The 14,351-nt window shown below is 40.1% G+C and carries 12 protein-coding genes and 1 pseudogene; 9 read left to right on the top strand and 4 right to left on the bottom strand.

What is annotated here, in order from left to right:
- Nucleotides 1–11 precede the first annotated feature (11 nt).
- On the bottom strand, nucleotides 12–1,088 hold the full coding sequence (leuB, locus tag EXH44_RS01350) for a 3-isopropylmalate dehydrogenase (protein ID WP_162855943.1): 1,077 nt from the start codon (nucleotides 1,086–1,088) through the stop codon (nucleotides 12–14).
- Between the two features lie 123 nt (nucleotides 1,089–1,211).
- On the opposite strand from leuB, the gene EXH44_RS01345 reads away from it, so the two are divergent.
- Nucleotides 1,212–1,442, top strand: a complete 231-nt coding sequence (locus tag EXH44_RS01345; protein WP_162855942.1) for a YceK/YidQ family lipoprotein — start codon at nucleotides 1,212–1,214, stop codon at nucleotides 1,440–1,442.
- A gap of 47 nt (nucleotides 1,443–1,489) precedes the next feature.
- Here EXH44_RS01345 and ubiG read toward each other — a convergent pair whose 3' ends face one another.
- Entirely contained in the window at nucleotides 1,490–2,203 is a 714-nt protein-coding gene (gene ubiG, locus EXH44_RS01340) for a bifunctional 2-polyprenyl-6-hydroxyphenol methylase/3-demethylubiquinol 3-O-methyltransferase UbiG (protein WP_162855941.1), read from the bottom strand.
- A gap of 233 nt (nucleotides 2,204–2,436) precedes the next feature.
- Between ubiG and gdhA the strand changes: the two genes are divergently transcribed.
- Nucleotides 2,437–3,777 (top strand): NADP-specific glutamate dehydrogenase, encoded by a 1,341-nt coding sequence (gene gdhA / locus EXH44_RS01335; protein ID WP_162855940.1) that lies wholly within the window; start codon nucleotides 2,437–2,439, stop codon nucleotides 3,775–3,777.
- Nucleotides 3,778–3,890: 113 nt separating this feature from the next.
- On the opposite strand, the gene EXH44_RS01330 is transcribed toward gdhA, so the two are convergent.
- A complete protein-coding gene (locus tag EXH44_RS01330) occupies nucleotides 3,891–5,843 on the bottom strand; it encodes a bifunctional 2',3'-cyclic-nucleotide 2'-phosphodiesterase/3'-nucleotidase (protein ID WP_162855939.1) in 1,953 nt (650 codons plus the stop codon).
- Nucleotides 5,844–5,908: 65 nt separating this feature from the next.
- Entirely contained in the window at nucleotides 5,909–6,418 is a 510-nt protein-coding gene (locus EXH44_RS01325; protein WP_135673644.1) for a peptidylprolyl isomerase, read from the bottom strand.
- Between the two features lie 140 nt (nucleotides 6,419–6,558).
- On the opposite strand from EXH44_RS01325, the gene EXH44_RS01320 reads away from it, so the two are divergent.
- The 7 genes and pseudogenes from EXH44_RS01320 to gmhB all read left to right on the top strand — a co-directional run bounded on the left by EXH44_RS01320 (nucleotide 6,559) and on the right by gmhB (nucleotide 14,009).
- Nucleotides 6,559–6,735 (top strand): hypothetical protein, encoded by a 177-nt coding sequence (locus EXH44_RS01320; RefSeq protein WP_162855938.1) that lies wholly within the window; start codon nucleotides 6,559–6,561, stop codon nucleotides 6,733–6,735.
- A gap of 316 nt (nucleotides 6,736–7,051) precedes the next feature.
- Entirely contained in the window at nucleotides 7,052–8,431 is a 1,380-nt protein-coding gene (gene cysS, locus EXH44_RS01315) for a cysteine--tRNA ligase (protein ID WP_162855937.1), read from the top strand.
- A gap of 287 nt (nucleotides 8,432–8,718) precedes the next feature.
- Nucleotides 8,719–9,948, top strand: coding sequence for a serine/threonine transporter (locus EXH44_RS01310; protein WP_162855936.1), 1,230 nt, complete (start codon nucleotides 8,719–8,721; stop codon nucleotides 9,946–9,948).
- A gap of 78 nt (nucleotides 9,949–10,026) precedes the next feature.
- Entirely contained in the window at nucleotides 10,027–11,406 is a 1,380-nt protein-coding gene (locus tag EXH44_RS01305; RefSeq protein ID WP_162855935.1) for an L-serine ammonia-lyase, read from the top strand.
- A 205-nt stretch (nucleotides 11,407–11,611) separates the two neighbouring features.
- Nucleotides 11,612–12,721 carry a radical SAM family heme chaperone HemW gene (gene hemW / locus EXH44_RS01300; protein ID WP_244238734.1) on the top strand — a complete coding sequence of 370 codons (1,110 nt, stop codon included), beginning with the start codon at nucleotides 11,612–11,614 and terminating at the stop codon, nucleotides 12,719–12,721.
- 273 nt (nucleotides 12,722–12,994) lie between these two features.
- Nucleotides 12,995–13,458, top strand: a pseudogene (bcp, locus tag EXH44_RS01295) (thioredoxin-dependent thiol peroxidase).
- A 5-nt stretch (nucleotides 13,459–13,463) separates the two neighbouring features.
- On the top strand, nucleotides 13,464–14,009 hold the full coding sequence (gene gmhB / locus EXH44_RS01290) for a D-glycero-beta-D-manno-heptose 1,7-bisphosphate 7-phosphatase (protein WP_162855934.1): 546 nt from the start codon (nucleotides 13,464–13,466) through the stop codon (nucleotides 14,007–14,009).
- The last annotated feature ends 342 nt before the right edge of the window (nucleotides 14,010–14,351 follow it).

Raw genomic sequence — 14,351 nt, 5'->3', positions numbered from 1 at the left:
CCGCTTTTCGTTTAAATATTTTTAGCGATGAGATCACCCATTTCTGATGTTGAAATCGGTGTTGATTGATCCGCGAGATCTGCGGTGCGATAGCCATCGGCTAACACTTTTTGAACTGCATTTTCAATCGCTTTTGCGGCATCTTCTAAACCAAAACTATGGCGTAGCATCATTGCCGCTGAAAGAATTTGCGCAATCGGGTTAGCAATATTTTTACCTGCGATATCTGGCGCTGAACCACCTGCTGGTTCATATAAGCCGAAGCCTTTTTCGTTTAAACTTGCGGACGGTAACATTCCCATAGAGCCTGTGATCATCGCACACTCGTCAGAAATAATATCACCAAAGATATTTGAACAAAGCAATACATCAAAGAAATCAGGCTGTTTGATTAACTGCATTGTCGCATTATCAATATAGATATGATCCAATTTCACTTCAGGATACTGTTTTGCAACTTCATTTACCGTTTCACGCCAAAGGATTGAACTCATTAATACGTTTGCTTTATCGACAGATGTCACGTGTTTGGTGCGTTTCATTGCCGTTTCAAATGCCACTTTGGCAATACGTTCAATTTCATAACGGTGATAAACTTCCGTATCAAAAGCTTTTTCATTTGCCCCTTCACCTTCACGGCCTTTAGGTTGACCAAAATAGATACCGCCCGTTAATTCACGCACAGTTACCATATCAAAGCCTTTTGCGGCAATGTCTGCTCGTAATGGACAGAATTGTTCTAAACCTTTATATAGGGTTGCAGGGCGAAGATTGCAGAATAATGCAAAGTGTTTACGAAGTGGTAATAATGCGCCACGCTCAGGTTGCTCGTTAGGTGGAAGGTGTTCCCATTTCGGACCGCCCACAGAGCCGAATAAAATAGCATCAGCTTCTTCACAACCTTTTAATGTGCTTTCAGGTAAGGCTTTTCCGTGGTTATCAATAGCGATGCCGCCGATATCGTAGCTATTGTAGTTTAACTTGAACCCATATTTTTGTTGTACCGCATCAAGCACTTTGATTGCTTGAGCCATAATTTCAGGTCCGATACCGTCACCACTTAACACGGCAATGTTGTAACTTTGCATATAAATTCCTCAAATAATTGAAATAAAGAAAGTCTGTAATATAAAACATTTTGCAAAGAAATGGATCGGTTTTTGTTAATTATTCGGTATGATATGCGTAATTAAGTGAATTTGGGTAGAAAAATGAAAAAACAGATTAGCAAATGGCTTACACTTGCATTTTTTATCGGGAATCTGACCGCTTGTGGAACAATTACTAGCCTTGCAGAAAGTGATTATTCCGTTTATGCAGGTGTGAGTAGAGATTTTCAAGCAATTCAAGAAGGTGGGATATTCAGTGTCGTTGCGGTAATTGATTTGCCTTTGAGCTTTGTCTTAGATACATTGATGTTGCCCGTGACATTAACTCGTTAATATCATATTGGTAGGGGCGGACCGATGTGTCCGCCCAAACAGCCTATTTATTTGATATGCCTTAATGTCGCAATATAGTTACAACTCACATCTTTATTTAACCAAAATTTTTCAGTCAGCGGATTAAAATGATAGCCCACCATTTCATCACAGCTTAACTTCGCTTGATCGCACCATGCAAGCAATTCCGCTGGTTTAATAAATTTCTCAAATTCGTGAGTCCCTTTCGGCAACATTTTTAGCACATATTCTGCGCCAATAATCACCAACATATAGGCTTTTAAGGTACGGTTAATAGTCGAGAAAAAAAGCACGCCATTTGGTTTGAGCAACGCTTGGCAGCTTTGGATAATAGATAACGGTTCGGGCACGTGCTCAAGCATTTCCAAACAGGTAATCACATCAAACTTTTCTTGTTGACTAGCGGTATGATCATGCAAAAAATTTTCAATGGTTGTTTGTCGATAATCAATGGTTAATTCACTTTGTGCTGCATGTTGTTTAGCAATTTCAAGGGGCTCTGTTGTCATATCAATCCCTGTGACTTGTGCGCCCAAACGAGCCATAGCTTCACTTAAAATACCGCCCCCACAGCCAACATCAAGCACCTTTTTCCCAAACAGCCCACCTGCCTTTTCATTGATATAAGCCACTCTAAGCGGATTTAATAGGTGAATCGGTTTAAAATCCCCTTGAGGATCCCACCAGCTTTTAGCCATTTTTTCAAATTTTGCGATTTCTTGTTGATCGACGTTATTCATCTTCTTTTGCCTAGTAAAAAATAGTTGCTGAATTGTAGCTCAAATTGGCATATCTGCCGTTTCTTCTCTTGTAAATTTTTACGCCCATTCTATCCATTGGTTAAAAATAATGCATTCAGCTAAATATTTCTAATTTTAGAGATAAAATTTTTTAATTGATTATTGCAAATCACAATAAGGCTGATAGACTTCAGCAAGCAAACACAAATTTAAAATTCAAACAGGAGCTAACTATGAGCGATTTAAACGCCTTATTCCAAAAAATCAAACAACGTGATCCAAACCAAGCCCCTTTCCACCAAGCTGTTGAAGAAGTATTTGGTAGCCTTGCGCCTTTCCTTGCTAAAAATCCAAAATATACTCAACAAGGGTTACTAGAGCGTATTGTTGAACCTGAACGTGTGATTTCTTTCCGCGTGACTTGGGTGGATGATAAAGGTCAAGTGCAGGTCAATCGTGGTTACCGTGTACAAATGAACTCAGCGATTGGTCCTTATAAAGGCGGTATCCGTTTCCACCCAACCGTGGATTTAGGCGTATTAAAATTCTTAGCTTTTGAACAAGTCTTCAAAAATGCGTTAACAACATTACCAATGGGTGGCGGTAAAGGTGGTTCTGACTTTGATCCGAAAGGCAAATCTGACGCAGAAGTGATGCGTTTCTGCCAAGCCTTTATGAGCGAATTATTCCGCCACATTGGCGCAGATACCGATGTGCCAGCAGGTGACATCGGCGTAGGCGGACGTGAAATCGGCTATATGTTCGGTCAATACAAAAAATTACGTAACGAGTTTACTTCTGTCTTAACGGGTAAAAGCTTAACTTGGGGCGGTAGCTTAATTCGTCCTGAAGCAACAGGTTACGGCACAGTTTACTTTGCTGAATCTATGTTAAATACACGTGGTCAAAGCATTGAAGGCAAAGGCGTGGTGATTTCAGGTTCGGGTAACGTAGCACAATATGCGGCGGAAAAAGTCATCCAAAAAGGCGGTCGCGTATTGACCGTTTCAGACTCAAATGGTTACGTTTTATTCCCTGCAAGCGGTATGACGGAAGCACAATTAAGCGCATTATTAGAATTGAAAAATGAACGCCGTGAACGTTTATCTGTGTATGCGAAAGAACAGGGTATCCAATATTTCGACGGTCAAAAACCGTGGGGAGTGGCGTGTGAAGTGGCACTACCTTGTGCAACCCAAAACGAATTAGATACCGAAGATGCGAAAACCTTACTCAAAAACGGCTGTGTGTGCGTGGCTGAAGGGGCGAATATGCCTTCAACATTAGGGGCAGTTGAAGCATTTATTGATGCGAAAATCCTTTATGCACCAGGTAAAGCGTCTAACGCCGGTGGTGTAGCAACTTCAGGTTTAGAAATGAGCCAAAACGCAATTCGTCTATCTTGGAGCCGTGAAGAAGTGGATCAACGCCTATTCGGTATTATGGAAAATATCCACCAAAACTGTGTGGAAAATGGTTCAGAAGGCAATGGCTATGTGAACTACGTAAACGGTGCAAACATTGCGGGCTTCAAAAAAGTGGCAACGGCAATGTTAGAGCAAGGTGTTATCTAATTTCTACAGCCAAGATAAAAAAATCCCCGAATAGTTCGGGGATTTTTGCTTTTACAAGCGGTCTGATTTGAGCAAAAATTTGCAAAACCGTGGTCACCCACGGTTATTCAAGATTATTTGCTCATATCAATTTGATACACGCCAAAACCAGCATCATCTTGTTTTAAGAATTTGTGTCCAAATGTCGCTTTTTCTTTGATAAAGGCTTGGGCTTTATCGCTATTTGCAGTTTCAAAGAACACATTTACTTTGTCATTAATTGGCGCAAATTTCCAGTTATTGTCTGCACTTGGATTGATTTGGCCTTTCTCTTTCGTTTGTGCTGTGATGTAGTTCGCTAACACTTGGCGGTTTTCATCTGGAGATGCATAAACAACATGGTCGCTACCTGTACCCGCAAATTTGCCGCCGTAAGCACGGTAGTTGTTAGTTGCAATAATGAATTCCGCTTTTGGATCAACTGGTTTACCTTGGAAAGTTAAGCCTTTGATACGATCACCTTTATCATTCACCAATTTACAATCTAAATCATAACGAGCAGGGCTGGTTACATCGATTTGATAGTTCACACCATCAATTACATCAAAGTTATAAGTACGGAAGCCATCCCAGTTGATTAAACCTTGTGGTTCAGTGCTATTTGGATCGATTTGATTAAACATACCCGCAGAGCACTCTAACCACTCTTTTAACTCTGCACCATTGACTTTGACTGCCACCAAGGTGTTTGGATAGAGATAAAGATCAGCCGCGTTACGGAAGCTTAAATCACCTTTTGGCACTTCAACGAATGCAGTTGCATCATTTTTACGGCCGCCTGATTTAAATGGTGCAGCCGCACTTAATACAGGAATACCTTTCAATTCAGGCAAATTCTGAACTACTTTTTCCACATAATCTTTTTGTGCAAGACTTACGATTTGTACCGTAGGATCATCTTGCACTAAAGAGAGATAGCTATACATATCTGCAGAAGATTTACCGATAGGTTGAGAGACGAATTCACGGGTCGCATCGTGGTAAGGTTTCATTAAATCCACTAAACCTTGATCGTTTTCAACCAACGCTTTCTTCTCTTTACCATCAAAGATAGGACGGATTTGTGCTTTACCCTCTACCACTTGCCATTTACCCGATTTATCACTTAAGGTTAAATCGATCACACCAATGTGGCTACCAAATTGACCTGGCATTGTTGCTGGTGTGCCGTTGATTGTACCTTTCGCAATATCTACGCCAGCTTTGCCTTCAAAATCTTTGCCTGGGAATTGACCGTGAGAGTGGCCAAAGGCAATCGCATCAATGCCTTTCACATTACTTAATGCGACGGTGGTATTTTCTTGACCTTTTTCATAAGGTTTATCAAAAGAACCTGAACCGCTGTGGTTTAATGCAATAATGACATCAGCGCCTTCCGCTTTCATTTTTGGCACATATTTTTCTGCGGTTTCAACAATATCGGCTACCACCACTTTGCCTTCAAGATTCGCTTTATCCCAAATTAAAATTTGTGGTGGAACAAAACCGATAATCCCCACTTTGATTTTATGTTTTTTACCTTCTGTATCAGTCATTTCACGTTCTTGAATGAGATACGGCGTATATTTCGGTTCATTGGTTTTTGGATCAAGCACGTTAGCACTTAAAACTGGCACTTTCGTATTTTTTAATGCGGTGTCTAAAAAATCTAAACCATAGTTAAATTCATGGTTACCTAATGTACTTGCGACAACATCTAAATATTCAAGTGCGATATAACTAGGGTGTGCATCTTTCTCTTTTAAGCCTTTATTGGCAACATAGTCACCGATTGGCGCACCTTGGATTAAATCACCATTATCGACATAAATGCTATTTGGCACTTCCGCTTTTGCTTGTTTAATTAAGGTAGCAGAACGAGTTAAGCCATATTTTGCATCTTGTTTATCTTTGTAGTAATCAAAGTCTGTTAAATTGGTGTGAATATCAGATGTTTCAATCACACGGAATTGAATATCCGCTGCGAATGCGTTAACAGAAAGAAAAGAAGAAACAGCCAATGCTGCACAAGAAAGTTTAAACTTCATAATAATGTCCTTTGTAAAACAAATGAAAAAAACGACCGCTTGTTACCAAGCAGTCGTTTGGAAAATTAATCAACAGTGACAGAGTTAATGATCACATCTTCTTTTGGTACATCCGCGTGCCAGCCTTTGTTACCTGTTTTTACGCCTTTGATTTTATCGACAACGTCCATGCCTTCAACCACTTCACCAAAGACCGCATAGCCCCATTCTTGAACCACAGTTTTACCGAACATCTCTTTTGAACGGTAATCTAAGAAGGTATTATCTGCCACGTTAATAAAGAACTGTGCTGAAGCAGAGTGTGGATCTGAAGTACGAGCCATCGCAAGTGTGCCACGTTTATTGCTTAAACCGTTACTTGCTTCATTTTGAATTGGTGCGCGAGTCGTTTTTTCTACCATACCCACTTCCATACCACCGCCTTGAATCATAAAACCATCAATCACACGGTGGAAAATCGTGCCATTATAGAAACCGTCTTTACAGTAGGTTTCAAAGTTTTCTGCGGTAATTGGTGCTTTTTCATAATTTAAAGCGATTTTAATATCACCAAAATTGGTATGTAATGTAATCATTTATTATTCCTTATAGGGATTGAAGTAAATTTCGGGTGGTATTATTAAAAAGTTTGGCAGAAATTGCAAAATTTTTCCCAAAACAGACCGCTTGTTTGTTAGAATTTTGTGGAGTTTCGCTGAAAGGTAGGAGACATATTATGTTGAAAGAAAAAGGTTATGATGAATTTTTAGCAGAAAAAGTTCGTCAAGGACTTAGTGATGTTGAAATGCAAAGAGGATTATCCCTTGAACAATCGAAAGAACGAGCAAGAAAGGTGATTGAGCGTAAAGCTCAAGAATTAGCAACGTTTGATCGAGAAAATGTCTATGTCTAAAATACCAGTATTATGTAGTAGTTGCACAAAAGTCAATTTTAGGAAAATTTATGTAGGGGCGGGGTTTATCCCCGCCCGTAAGTCCTGATGTTTGAACGAGATTCGGGCGGGGATAAACCCCGCCCCTACGAAAACATTTAATGTTTGTGCAAGTACTACATAATACCGCTAAAATCTAAAAAAGAATTTGATGATGAAGTATGGATTATTACCGTGATTCATAGCAGTCGAATTTATCCTAGACCATCATAGCCAATGAATAAGGCAGATTAACGAACCGCCCCTTAAAACAATTATACGAAAATACGAGGAACCTATGCTCAAAATTTATAACACCTTAAAACGTGAAAAAGAAGAATTTAAACCGATCCACCCTGATCACGTTGGAATGTATGTCTGTGGTGTCACGGTTTACGATCTCTGTCACTTTGGGCACGGGCGGACTTTTGTTTCTTTTGACGTGATCGCACGTTACCTTCGCTATCTCGGCTATAACTTACGCTATGTGCGTAATATTACCGATGTGGACGACAAAATCATCAAACGTTCGTTGGAAAATAATGAAACTTGCGATCAGCTTGTGGATCGTATGATTACCGAAATGCACAAAGATTTTGATGCGTTAAATATCCTTCGCCCTGATGTTGAACCTCGTGCAACGCAACATATCCCTGAAATTATTGCGATTGTCGAAAAACTCTTAGCGAAAGGCCACGCTTATGTGGCGGAAGATGGCGATGTGATGTTCAATGTCGAGTCTTTCCAAAAATACGGTGCGTTATCTCGCCAAAATCTTGAACAGCTTCAAGCAGGGGCAAGGGTTGAAATTAAGTCGGTCAAACGCAACCCGATGGATTTCGTGTTATGGAAAATGTCAAAAGCGAACGAACCAAGCTGGGATTCCCCTTGGGGCAAAGGTCGTCCAGGTTGGCATATCGAATGTTCGGCGATGAACAGCAAAGAACTCGGCAACCATTTTGATATTCACGGTGGCGGTTCGGACTTAATGTTCCCACACCACGAAAACGAGATTGCACAATCTTGCTGTGCTCACGGTGACGATTATGTGAATTATTGGCTACACACGGGAATGCTTACGATCAACGAAGAGAAGATGTCAAAATCGCTCAATAACTTCTTCACTATTCGTGATATTTTAAACAAATATGATTGTGAAAGTGTTCGCTACTTCTTCTTAACTGCCCAATACCGTAGCTTGTTGGATTACAGTGAAGAAAATATCGGCTTGGCTCGCAAAGCGTTAGAACGTTTATATACGGCATTGCGTGGCTGTGATTGGAATGTCGAACTTGCAGAAAACGATCAGTATGTGACCGCTTTCAAAGAGTCGATGGACGATGATTTCAACACTCCAGGGGCTTTAGCGGTGTTATTTGAGTTAGCCCGTGAAATCAACAAACTCAAAGCAGAAAATCAGGCGGAAGCGAACAAACTTGCCGCACGTTTAAAACAACTTGCAGGCGTACTAGGTTTATTAGAGCAAGATCCAGAAACCTTCTTACAAGGCGATGCCAATAACGATGAAGTCGCAGAAATCGAAGCTTTAATTAAACAACGCAACGAAGCAAGAGCCAGCAAAAACTGGGCTGCTGCCGATGAAGCACGCAATAAGCTTACCGCAATGGGCATTGTGCTTGAAGATGGAGCAAATGGCACGACGTGGCGTAAGGCATAATTAAGATAATACAAGCGGTCGGATTTGATGAAAATTTTACAAATTCGACCCTTTGTTTATTTGGGCAATTATCTTCTTTTTCAATCATAAAACATTGCTTTTAATCAAAACTCACTCATATTCTGAGATTTTTGTTTTCATTTCTTTACACGCTTCACATTTTTGACATTTTTTGGTTGTGAATTCAAACAAAACCATTAAGATCGCGACTGATTTGGTGGTTTGAGTTATGTTTGCATTGTTGACCCAATCCTCCAAACGATAAATCTAATTATTCAGGAGGATCTATGGATCAACATTCATCTAAACGTTTTTCGCTTACATGGGTATTAAACTTATTCGGTACCGCAGTAGGGGCTGGCGTACTTTTCTTACCGATAAATGCGGGTATGGGTGGTTTTTTACCACTTGTTGTGATGACAATTTTAGTCGGGCCAATGACCTATTTAGCGCACCGCGGTTTAGCGCGTTTTGTGCTATCTTCTAAAACACCGGGAAGCGATATTACGAATGTGGTACGTGAACACTTTGGTGACGGTGCGGGCAAATTAATTACATTACTTTACTTTTTAGCTATTTTTCCTATTTTATTAATTTATGGTGTGGGTATTACCAATACAGTTACTTCATTCTTAGAAAATCAATTACACGTGGCTGCGCCACCAAGAGTGATCCTTTCTTTTATTTTGATTGCGATCATGATTGGGGTTATGTTGTTAAATGAAGAGATGATGCTGAAAATTACGACTTATTTGGTTTATCCATTAGTCGCAATTTTATTTGGCTTATCTATTTACTTAATTCCAGAATGGAATGGTGCAGCGCTTAGCCAAGTTCCACAAGCGAGTGATTTCTTAGTCACTTTATGGCTGACGATTCCGGTTTTAGTCTTTGCTTTCAACCATTCTCCAGCAATTTCATCTTTTGCCCTTTCACAACAAAAATTCTATAAAGATCCAGAGCAAACCGATAAACAAGCGAGCAATGTATTACGCTCAACGGCGATGATTTTGGTCTTGTTTGTGATGTTCTTTGTCTTTAGCTGTGTGTTAACCCTAACACCAGAAGAATTACTGCAAGCCAAAGCACAAAATATTTCGATTTTGTCTTACTTAGCGAACAAATTTGATAACCCAATTATTTCTTACTTCGGCCCATTAGTTGCATTCTTAGCGATTGGTAGCTCTTTCTTTGGTCACTATCTTGGCGCACGTGAAGGTTTAGAAGGATTGGTCAATCAAATGCGTAAAGAGCCGATTGAGCCTGCGAAATTCAAAAAAATCACCGCCGTTGTTTTCTTAATTACCTTATGGATTGTGGCAACCTTGAACCCAAGTATCCTTGGTTTCATTGAAAGCCTTGGTGGCCCTGTTATTGCGATGATTCTATTTATCATGCCAATGTACGCTATCCATACAATTCCAGCGTTACAAAAATTTAAAGGTAAATTTAGTAATGTGTTTGTGGTAGTGATGGGTTCAGTAGCAATTTCAGCAATAGTGTACGGATTATTCTAAAACCGTTACAATAGCCGAAATTTTTCTTCCCCCTGCCACTTTGGGTAGGGGGAATTTATTTTAAAAAGTGTGGATATTATGATTAGTGTATTTGATATGTTTAAAGTGGGAATTGGGCCTTCAAGTTCCCATACCGTTGGCCCGATGAAAGCGGGTAAGGAATTTATTGATCTCTTAGTTGATTGCAAAAAATTGGCAGAAACTGACCGCTTGCAAGTCGATGTCTACGGCTCGTTAGCGTTGACTGGGCGAGGGCACAGTACGGATACTGCGATTATTATGGGATTAATGGGCTATTTGCCAGACAATGTAGATATTGAGCGTATTGATACGGTCGTAAGCGATGTCAAACAGCATCAAAATTTATGCCTTGCAGAAGCTCGACCAGAACACGCTAAAACAATTACCTTTGATTTTTTTGCGGATATGCCGTTCCATTATGACTTTTTACCACGCCATGAAAATGGGGTGACTTTTAATGCTTTCTCTAAAGGGGAATTGGTATTGAGCAAAACCTATTATTCGATTGGCGGTGGATTTATTGTGGATGATGAAAACTTTGATAATGTCAAAAACAGCAGTGTGGAAGTGCCTTTCCCTTATAAAAATGCAGAAGATATTTTGAAACATTGTAAAGCCAATGGCTTGCCAATTTCGAGCCTTGTTTGGAAAAATGAATTAGCATTACGCCCAAAACAAGAGATCAGCGATTATCTAGCAAAAGTATGGAAAACCATGGATGACTGTATTGAACATGGTTTACACACCGAAGGGTTATTACCTGGTCCGTTAAAAGTGATTCGCCGTGCGCCATCGCTACGCAGAACATTAGAAGCAACGAGTAAACTCAATAACGATCCAATGCAAATTATTGACTGGATCAATATGTACGCTTTAGCGGTGAATGAAGAAAATGCTGCGGGGGGCAGAGTAGTGACTGCACCAACCAATGGCGCTTGCGGTATTGTACCAGCGGTATTGGCTTATTATCGTCAGTTTGTCGGCGAATTAACCCAAGAAACAACAGAACGCTATTTGTTAGCGGCGAGTGTGATTGGTTCACTTTATAAAATGAATGCGTCAATTTCAGGGGCAGAAGTCGGTTGTCAAGGTGAAGTGGGCGTGGCTTGTTCTATGGCTGCGGCAGGTTTAGCCGAGATTATGGGAGGCACACCAGACCAAGTTTGTATGGCGGCAGAAATTGCGATGGAGCATAATCTTGGTTTAACTTGCGATCCTGTGGGTGGACAAGTTCAAGTACCTTGTATTGAACGCAATGCGATTGCATCGGTGAAAGCAATTAACGCAAGCCGTATGGCACTGCGTCGTACAACTCAACCACGTGTTACTTTGGATAAAGTGATTGAAACTATGTACGAAACAGGCAAAGATATGAATGCGAAATACCGTGAAACATCAACGGGCGGATTAGCGATTAAAATCGTACCTTGTGATTAATTTTTTTAGTATGATGTAACACGTTATACAACGTTTAAATATCCATTTGTAGGGGCGAATTACATTCGCCCTGATGTTCTTATGATTGTTTTGGGGCAAATATCATTTGCCCCTACATGTGATTTTACGCTTTCCAATATAACTCAATGAAAACAATGAACCTAACCCTCCCCCCCTAAGCCTTTATATCCATATTCCATGGTGCGTGCAGAAATGCCCTTACTGTGATTTCAACTCTCATGCCCAGAAAGGCGTTATTCCTGAACAGGAATATATCCAACATCTGTTAATGGATTTAGAGCAGGATCTAGCCACCTATAAAACAGCGATTGGCGAACGTAAAATTCACTCGATTTTTATCGGTGGCGGTACGCCGAGTCTTTTTTCGGCGGAAGGCATTGCTTATTTATTGGCTGAAATTCGTCAGCGAATTGCTTTTAACGAATATTGTGAAATTACCTTAGAAGCCAACCCAGGTACGGCAGAAGCAGAGCGTTTTATTGGCTATGCTCAAGGCGGTGTTAATCGAATTTCAATGGGGATTCAAAGTTTTGAACCTGAAAAATTGTTGAAACTAGGGAGAATTCACGACAGTCAAGAAGCGATACAAGCGGTCAGATTTGCACAAAATTCTGCAAATGCAGGGCTGAAAAGTTTTAACATTGATCTGATGCACGGTTTGCCAAATCAGTCGGTGGCACAAGCGTTAAATGATTTAGGTCAAGGGATTGCGTTAAATCCTCCCCATTTGTCGTGGTATCAACTGACGATTGAGCCGAATACGATGTTCTATTACCGTCAGCCAACCTTGCCCGATGATGACGAACTGTGGGAAATTTTTGAGCAAGGACATCAGCTTTTAACACAAGCGGGTTACGAACAGTACGAAACGTCTGCCTATGCGAAAAAAGGCTATCAATGCCAACATAATCTCAATTATTGGCGGTTTGGCGATTATTTAGCGATTGGCTGTGGCGCACATGGGAAAATCAGCTATCCAACGGGGGAGATTTACCGCTTCAGTAAAACTAAGCACCCTAAAGGCTATATGCGTGGTGAATATCGCTATCAACAAGAGCTGATAGCATTGGATGATCGACCGTTTGAATTTTTTATGAACCGTTTCCGCCTACTTGAAGCTACACCAAAAGCAGAATTTGAAGCCTATACAGGATTAGATAGACATATCGTTCAACCGACAATGGATTGGGCATTAGCGAAAAATTTCATCACTGAAACGGCAACCCATTGGCAAATCACCCAACACGGCAAACTGTTTTTAAATGAATTGTTGGAAGGGTTTTTGGCAGATTAAGCCTAGGTGCTTTATAAACAAAAGGAAATTTGCAGTATTATGTAGCACTTGCATAAACATTAAATATTTTCGTAGGGGCGGGGTTTATCCCCGCCCGAATCTTGTTCTAACATCAGGGCTTACGGGTGGGGATAAACCCCACCCCTACATAAATTTTCCTAAAATTAATTTTTTGCAACTGCTACATAATGCCGGAAATTTGCAAAACTTTGTCCAAAACAGACCGCTTGTGTAGTAATATACAAGCGGTCTGTTTTTAATGGAATTTTACCAATGAATACACTTAAAGTAGGCGATACCGCCCCCAATTTACCTTACTGAATCAAAATGGCGAAAGCGTCTCTCTTTCCCAATTTCAAGATAAATATGTTCTCGTTTATTTTTATCCAAAAGCACTAACCCCTGGCTGTACCACACAAGCGTGTGGCTTAAGGGACAGCAAAGATGAACTAGATGCATTAAATGTGGTTGTGTTAGGCATAAGCCCTGATCAGCCAAAAAAATTAGCGCAGTTTGTGGAGAAAAAAGCTCTGAATTTCGCCCTACTATCCGATCCTGAACATCAAGTCGCAGACGCTTTTGGTGTATGGGGAGAGAAGAAATTTTTAGGAAAAACCTATGACGGCATTCATCGTATCAGCTTTTTGATTGATACAAGCGGTAAGATCGTGGCGGTATTTGACAAATTTAAAACGAGCCAACATCACCAGCTCATTGTCGATTTTTTAAAAGGGTAATAATGATGGCAAAGAAAGCAATTTTTTTGGATAGAGACGGCACGATCAACATCGATCACGGCTATGTACATACAATTGATGATTTCCAATTCATTGAAGGAGTAGGCAACGCATTAAAAAAACTCCAAGACAAAGGCTATTTACTTGTCCTTGTCACCAACCAATCGGGCATTGCAAGGGGGTATTTTAGTGAAGCACAGTTTCACCGATTAACTGAATGGATGGATTGGTCGCTGGATGAAGATTATGGCGTTGTGCTGGATGGTATTTACTATTGTCCACATCACCCTGAAGGGAAAGGTGAATATCGGGAAGAGTGTGACTGCCGTAAGCCGAAGGCTGGAATGTTTTTGCAAGCGATAAAGGATTTGGATATCGACCCTGCACAATCGGTGATGGTCGGTGACAAATTGGAAGATATGTTGGCAGCAGAAAATGCAGGTGTAAAAACCAAAATTTTAGTTCGTACAGGCAAAGCGGTAACGGATGAGGGCATCGCGAAAGCAGATAGAGTCATCGATAGTTTGGCTGATTTACCTAAGTTTATTTAAGCTACGTAGGGTGGGTATGCTTGCTCACCCTATAGAATATAAATATGGATAGAAGCACGATATATATATTTTTTGATTAATAATAGTGCGTTTAAGTCATAAAAAATAATCATTTGTCATTATTGTAAATATTTGCTAATAGGTTGTTTATTAATCTTTAATTGTGTTTTTTTATTTGCATTTCGTTTAATAAATATGCAATTCTCATAGAATTGTAATATCTTGTATTTCCCTTTGCTATCTTTTTGATTCTTTTGTATAGTTATATAGACCAATTCTATTTGTATTTTTTCAAATAGATTTGATGTATAGACAAATGCAGTTGAAGTTTGTCTTCATGTT

The sequence above is a fragment of the Actinobacillus indolicus genome (assembly GCF_004519515.1).
GTDB lineage: Bacteria > Pseudomonadota > Gammaproteobacteria > Enterobacterales > Pasteurellaceae > Glaesserella > Glaesserella indolica_A.
Note: the sequence above shows the minus strand (reverse complement) of the source record. Positions and strands in the feature narration are given on the sequence as shown.

Coding starts and splice junctions, on each gene's coding strand:
- leuB (WP_162855943.1), bottom strand. CDS start 1,088: ATGCAAAGTTACAACATTGCCGTGTTAAGTGGTGACGGTATCGGACCT.
- EXH44_RS01345 (WP_162855942.1), top strand. CDS start 1,212: ATGAAAAAACAGATTAGCAAATGGCTTACACTTGCATTTTTTATCGGG.
- ubiG (WP_162855941.1), bottom strand. CDS start 2,203: ATGAATAACGTCGATCAACAAGAAATCGCAAAATTTGAAAAAATGGCT.
- gdhA (WP_162855940.1), top strand. CDS start 2,437: ATGAGCGATTTAAACGCCTTATTCCAAAAAATCAAACAACGTGATCCA.
- EXH44_RS01330 (WP_162855939.1), bottom strand. CDS start 5,843: ATGAAGTTTAAACTTTCTTGTGCAGCATTGGCTGTTTCTTCTTTTCTT.
- EXH44_RS01325 (WP_135673644.1), bottom strand. CDS start 6,418: ATGATTACATTACATACCAATTTTGGTGATATTAAAATCGCTTTAAAT.
- EXH44_RS01320 (WP_162855938.1), top strand. CDS start 6,559: ATGTTGAAAGAAAAAGGTTATGATGAATTTTTAGCAGAAAAAGTTCGT.
- cysS (WP_162855937.1), top strand. CDS start 7,052: ATGCTCAAAATTTATAACACCTTAAAACGTGAAAAAGAAGAATTTAAA.
- EXH44_RS01310 (WP_162855936.1), top strand. CDS start 8,719: ATGGATCAACATTCATCTAAACGTTTTTCGCTTACATGGGTATTAAAC.
- EXH44_RS01305 (WP_162855935.1), top strand. CDS start 10,027: ATGATTAGTGTATTTGATATGTTTAAAGTGGGAATTGGGCCTTCAAGT.
- gmhB (WP_162855934.1), top strand. CDS start 13,464: ATGGCAAAGAAAGCAATTTTTTTGGATAGAGACGGCACGATCAACATC.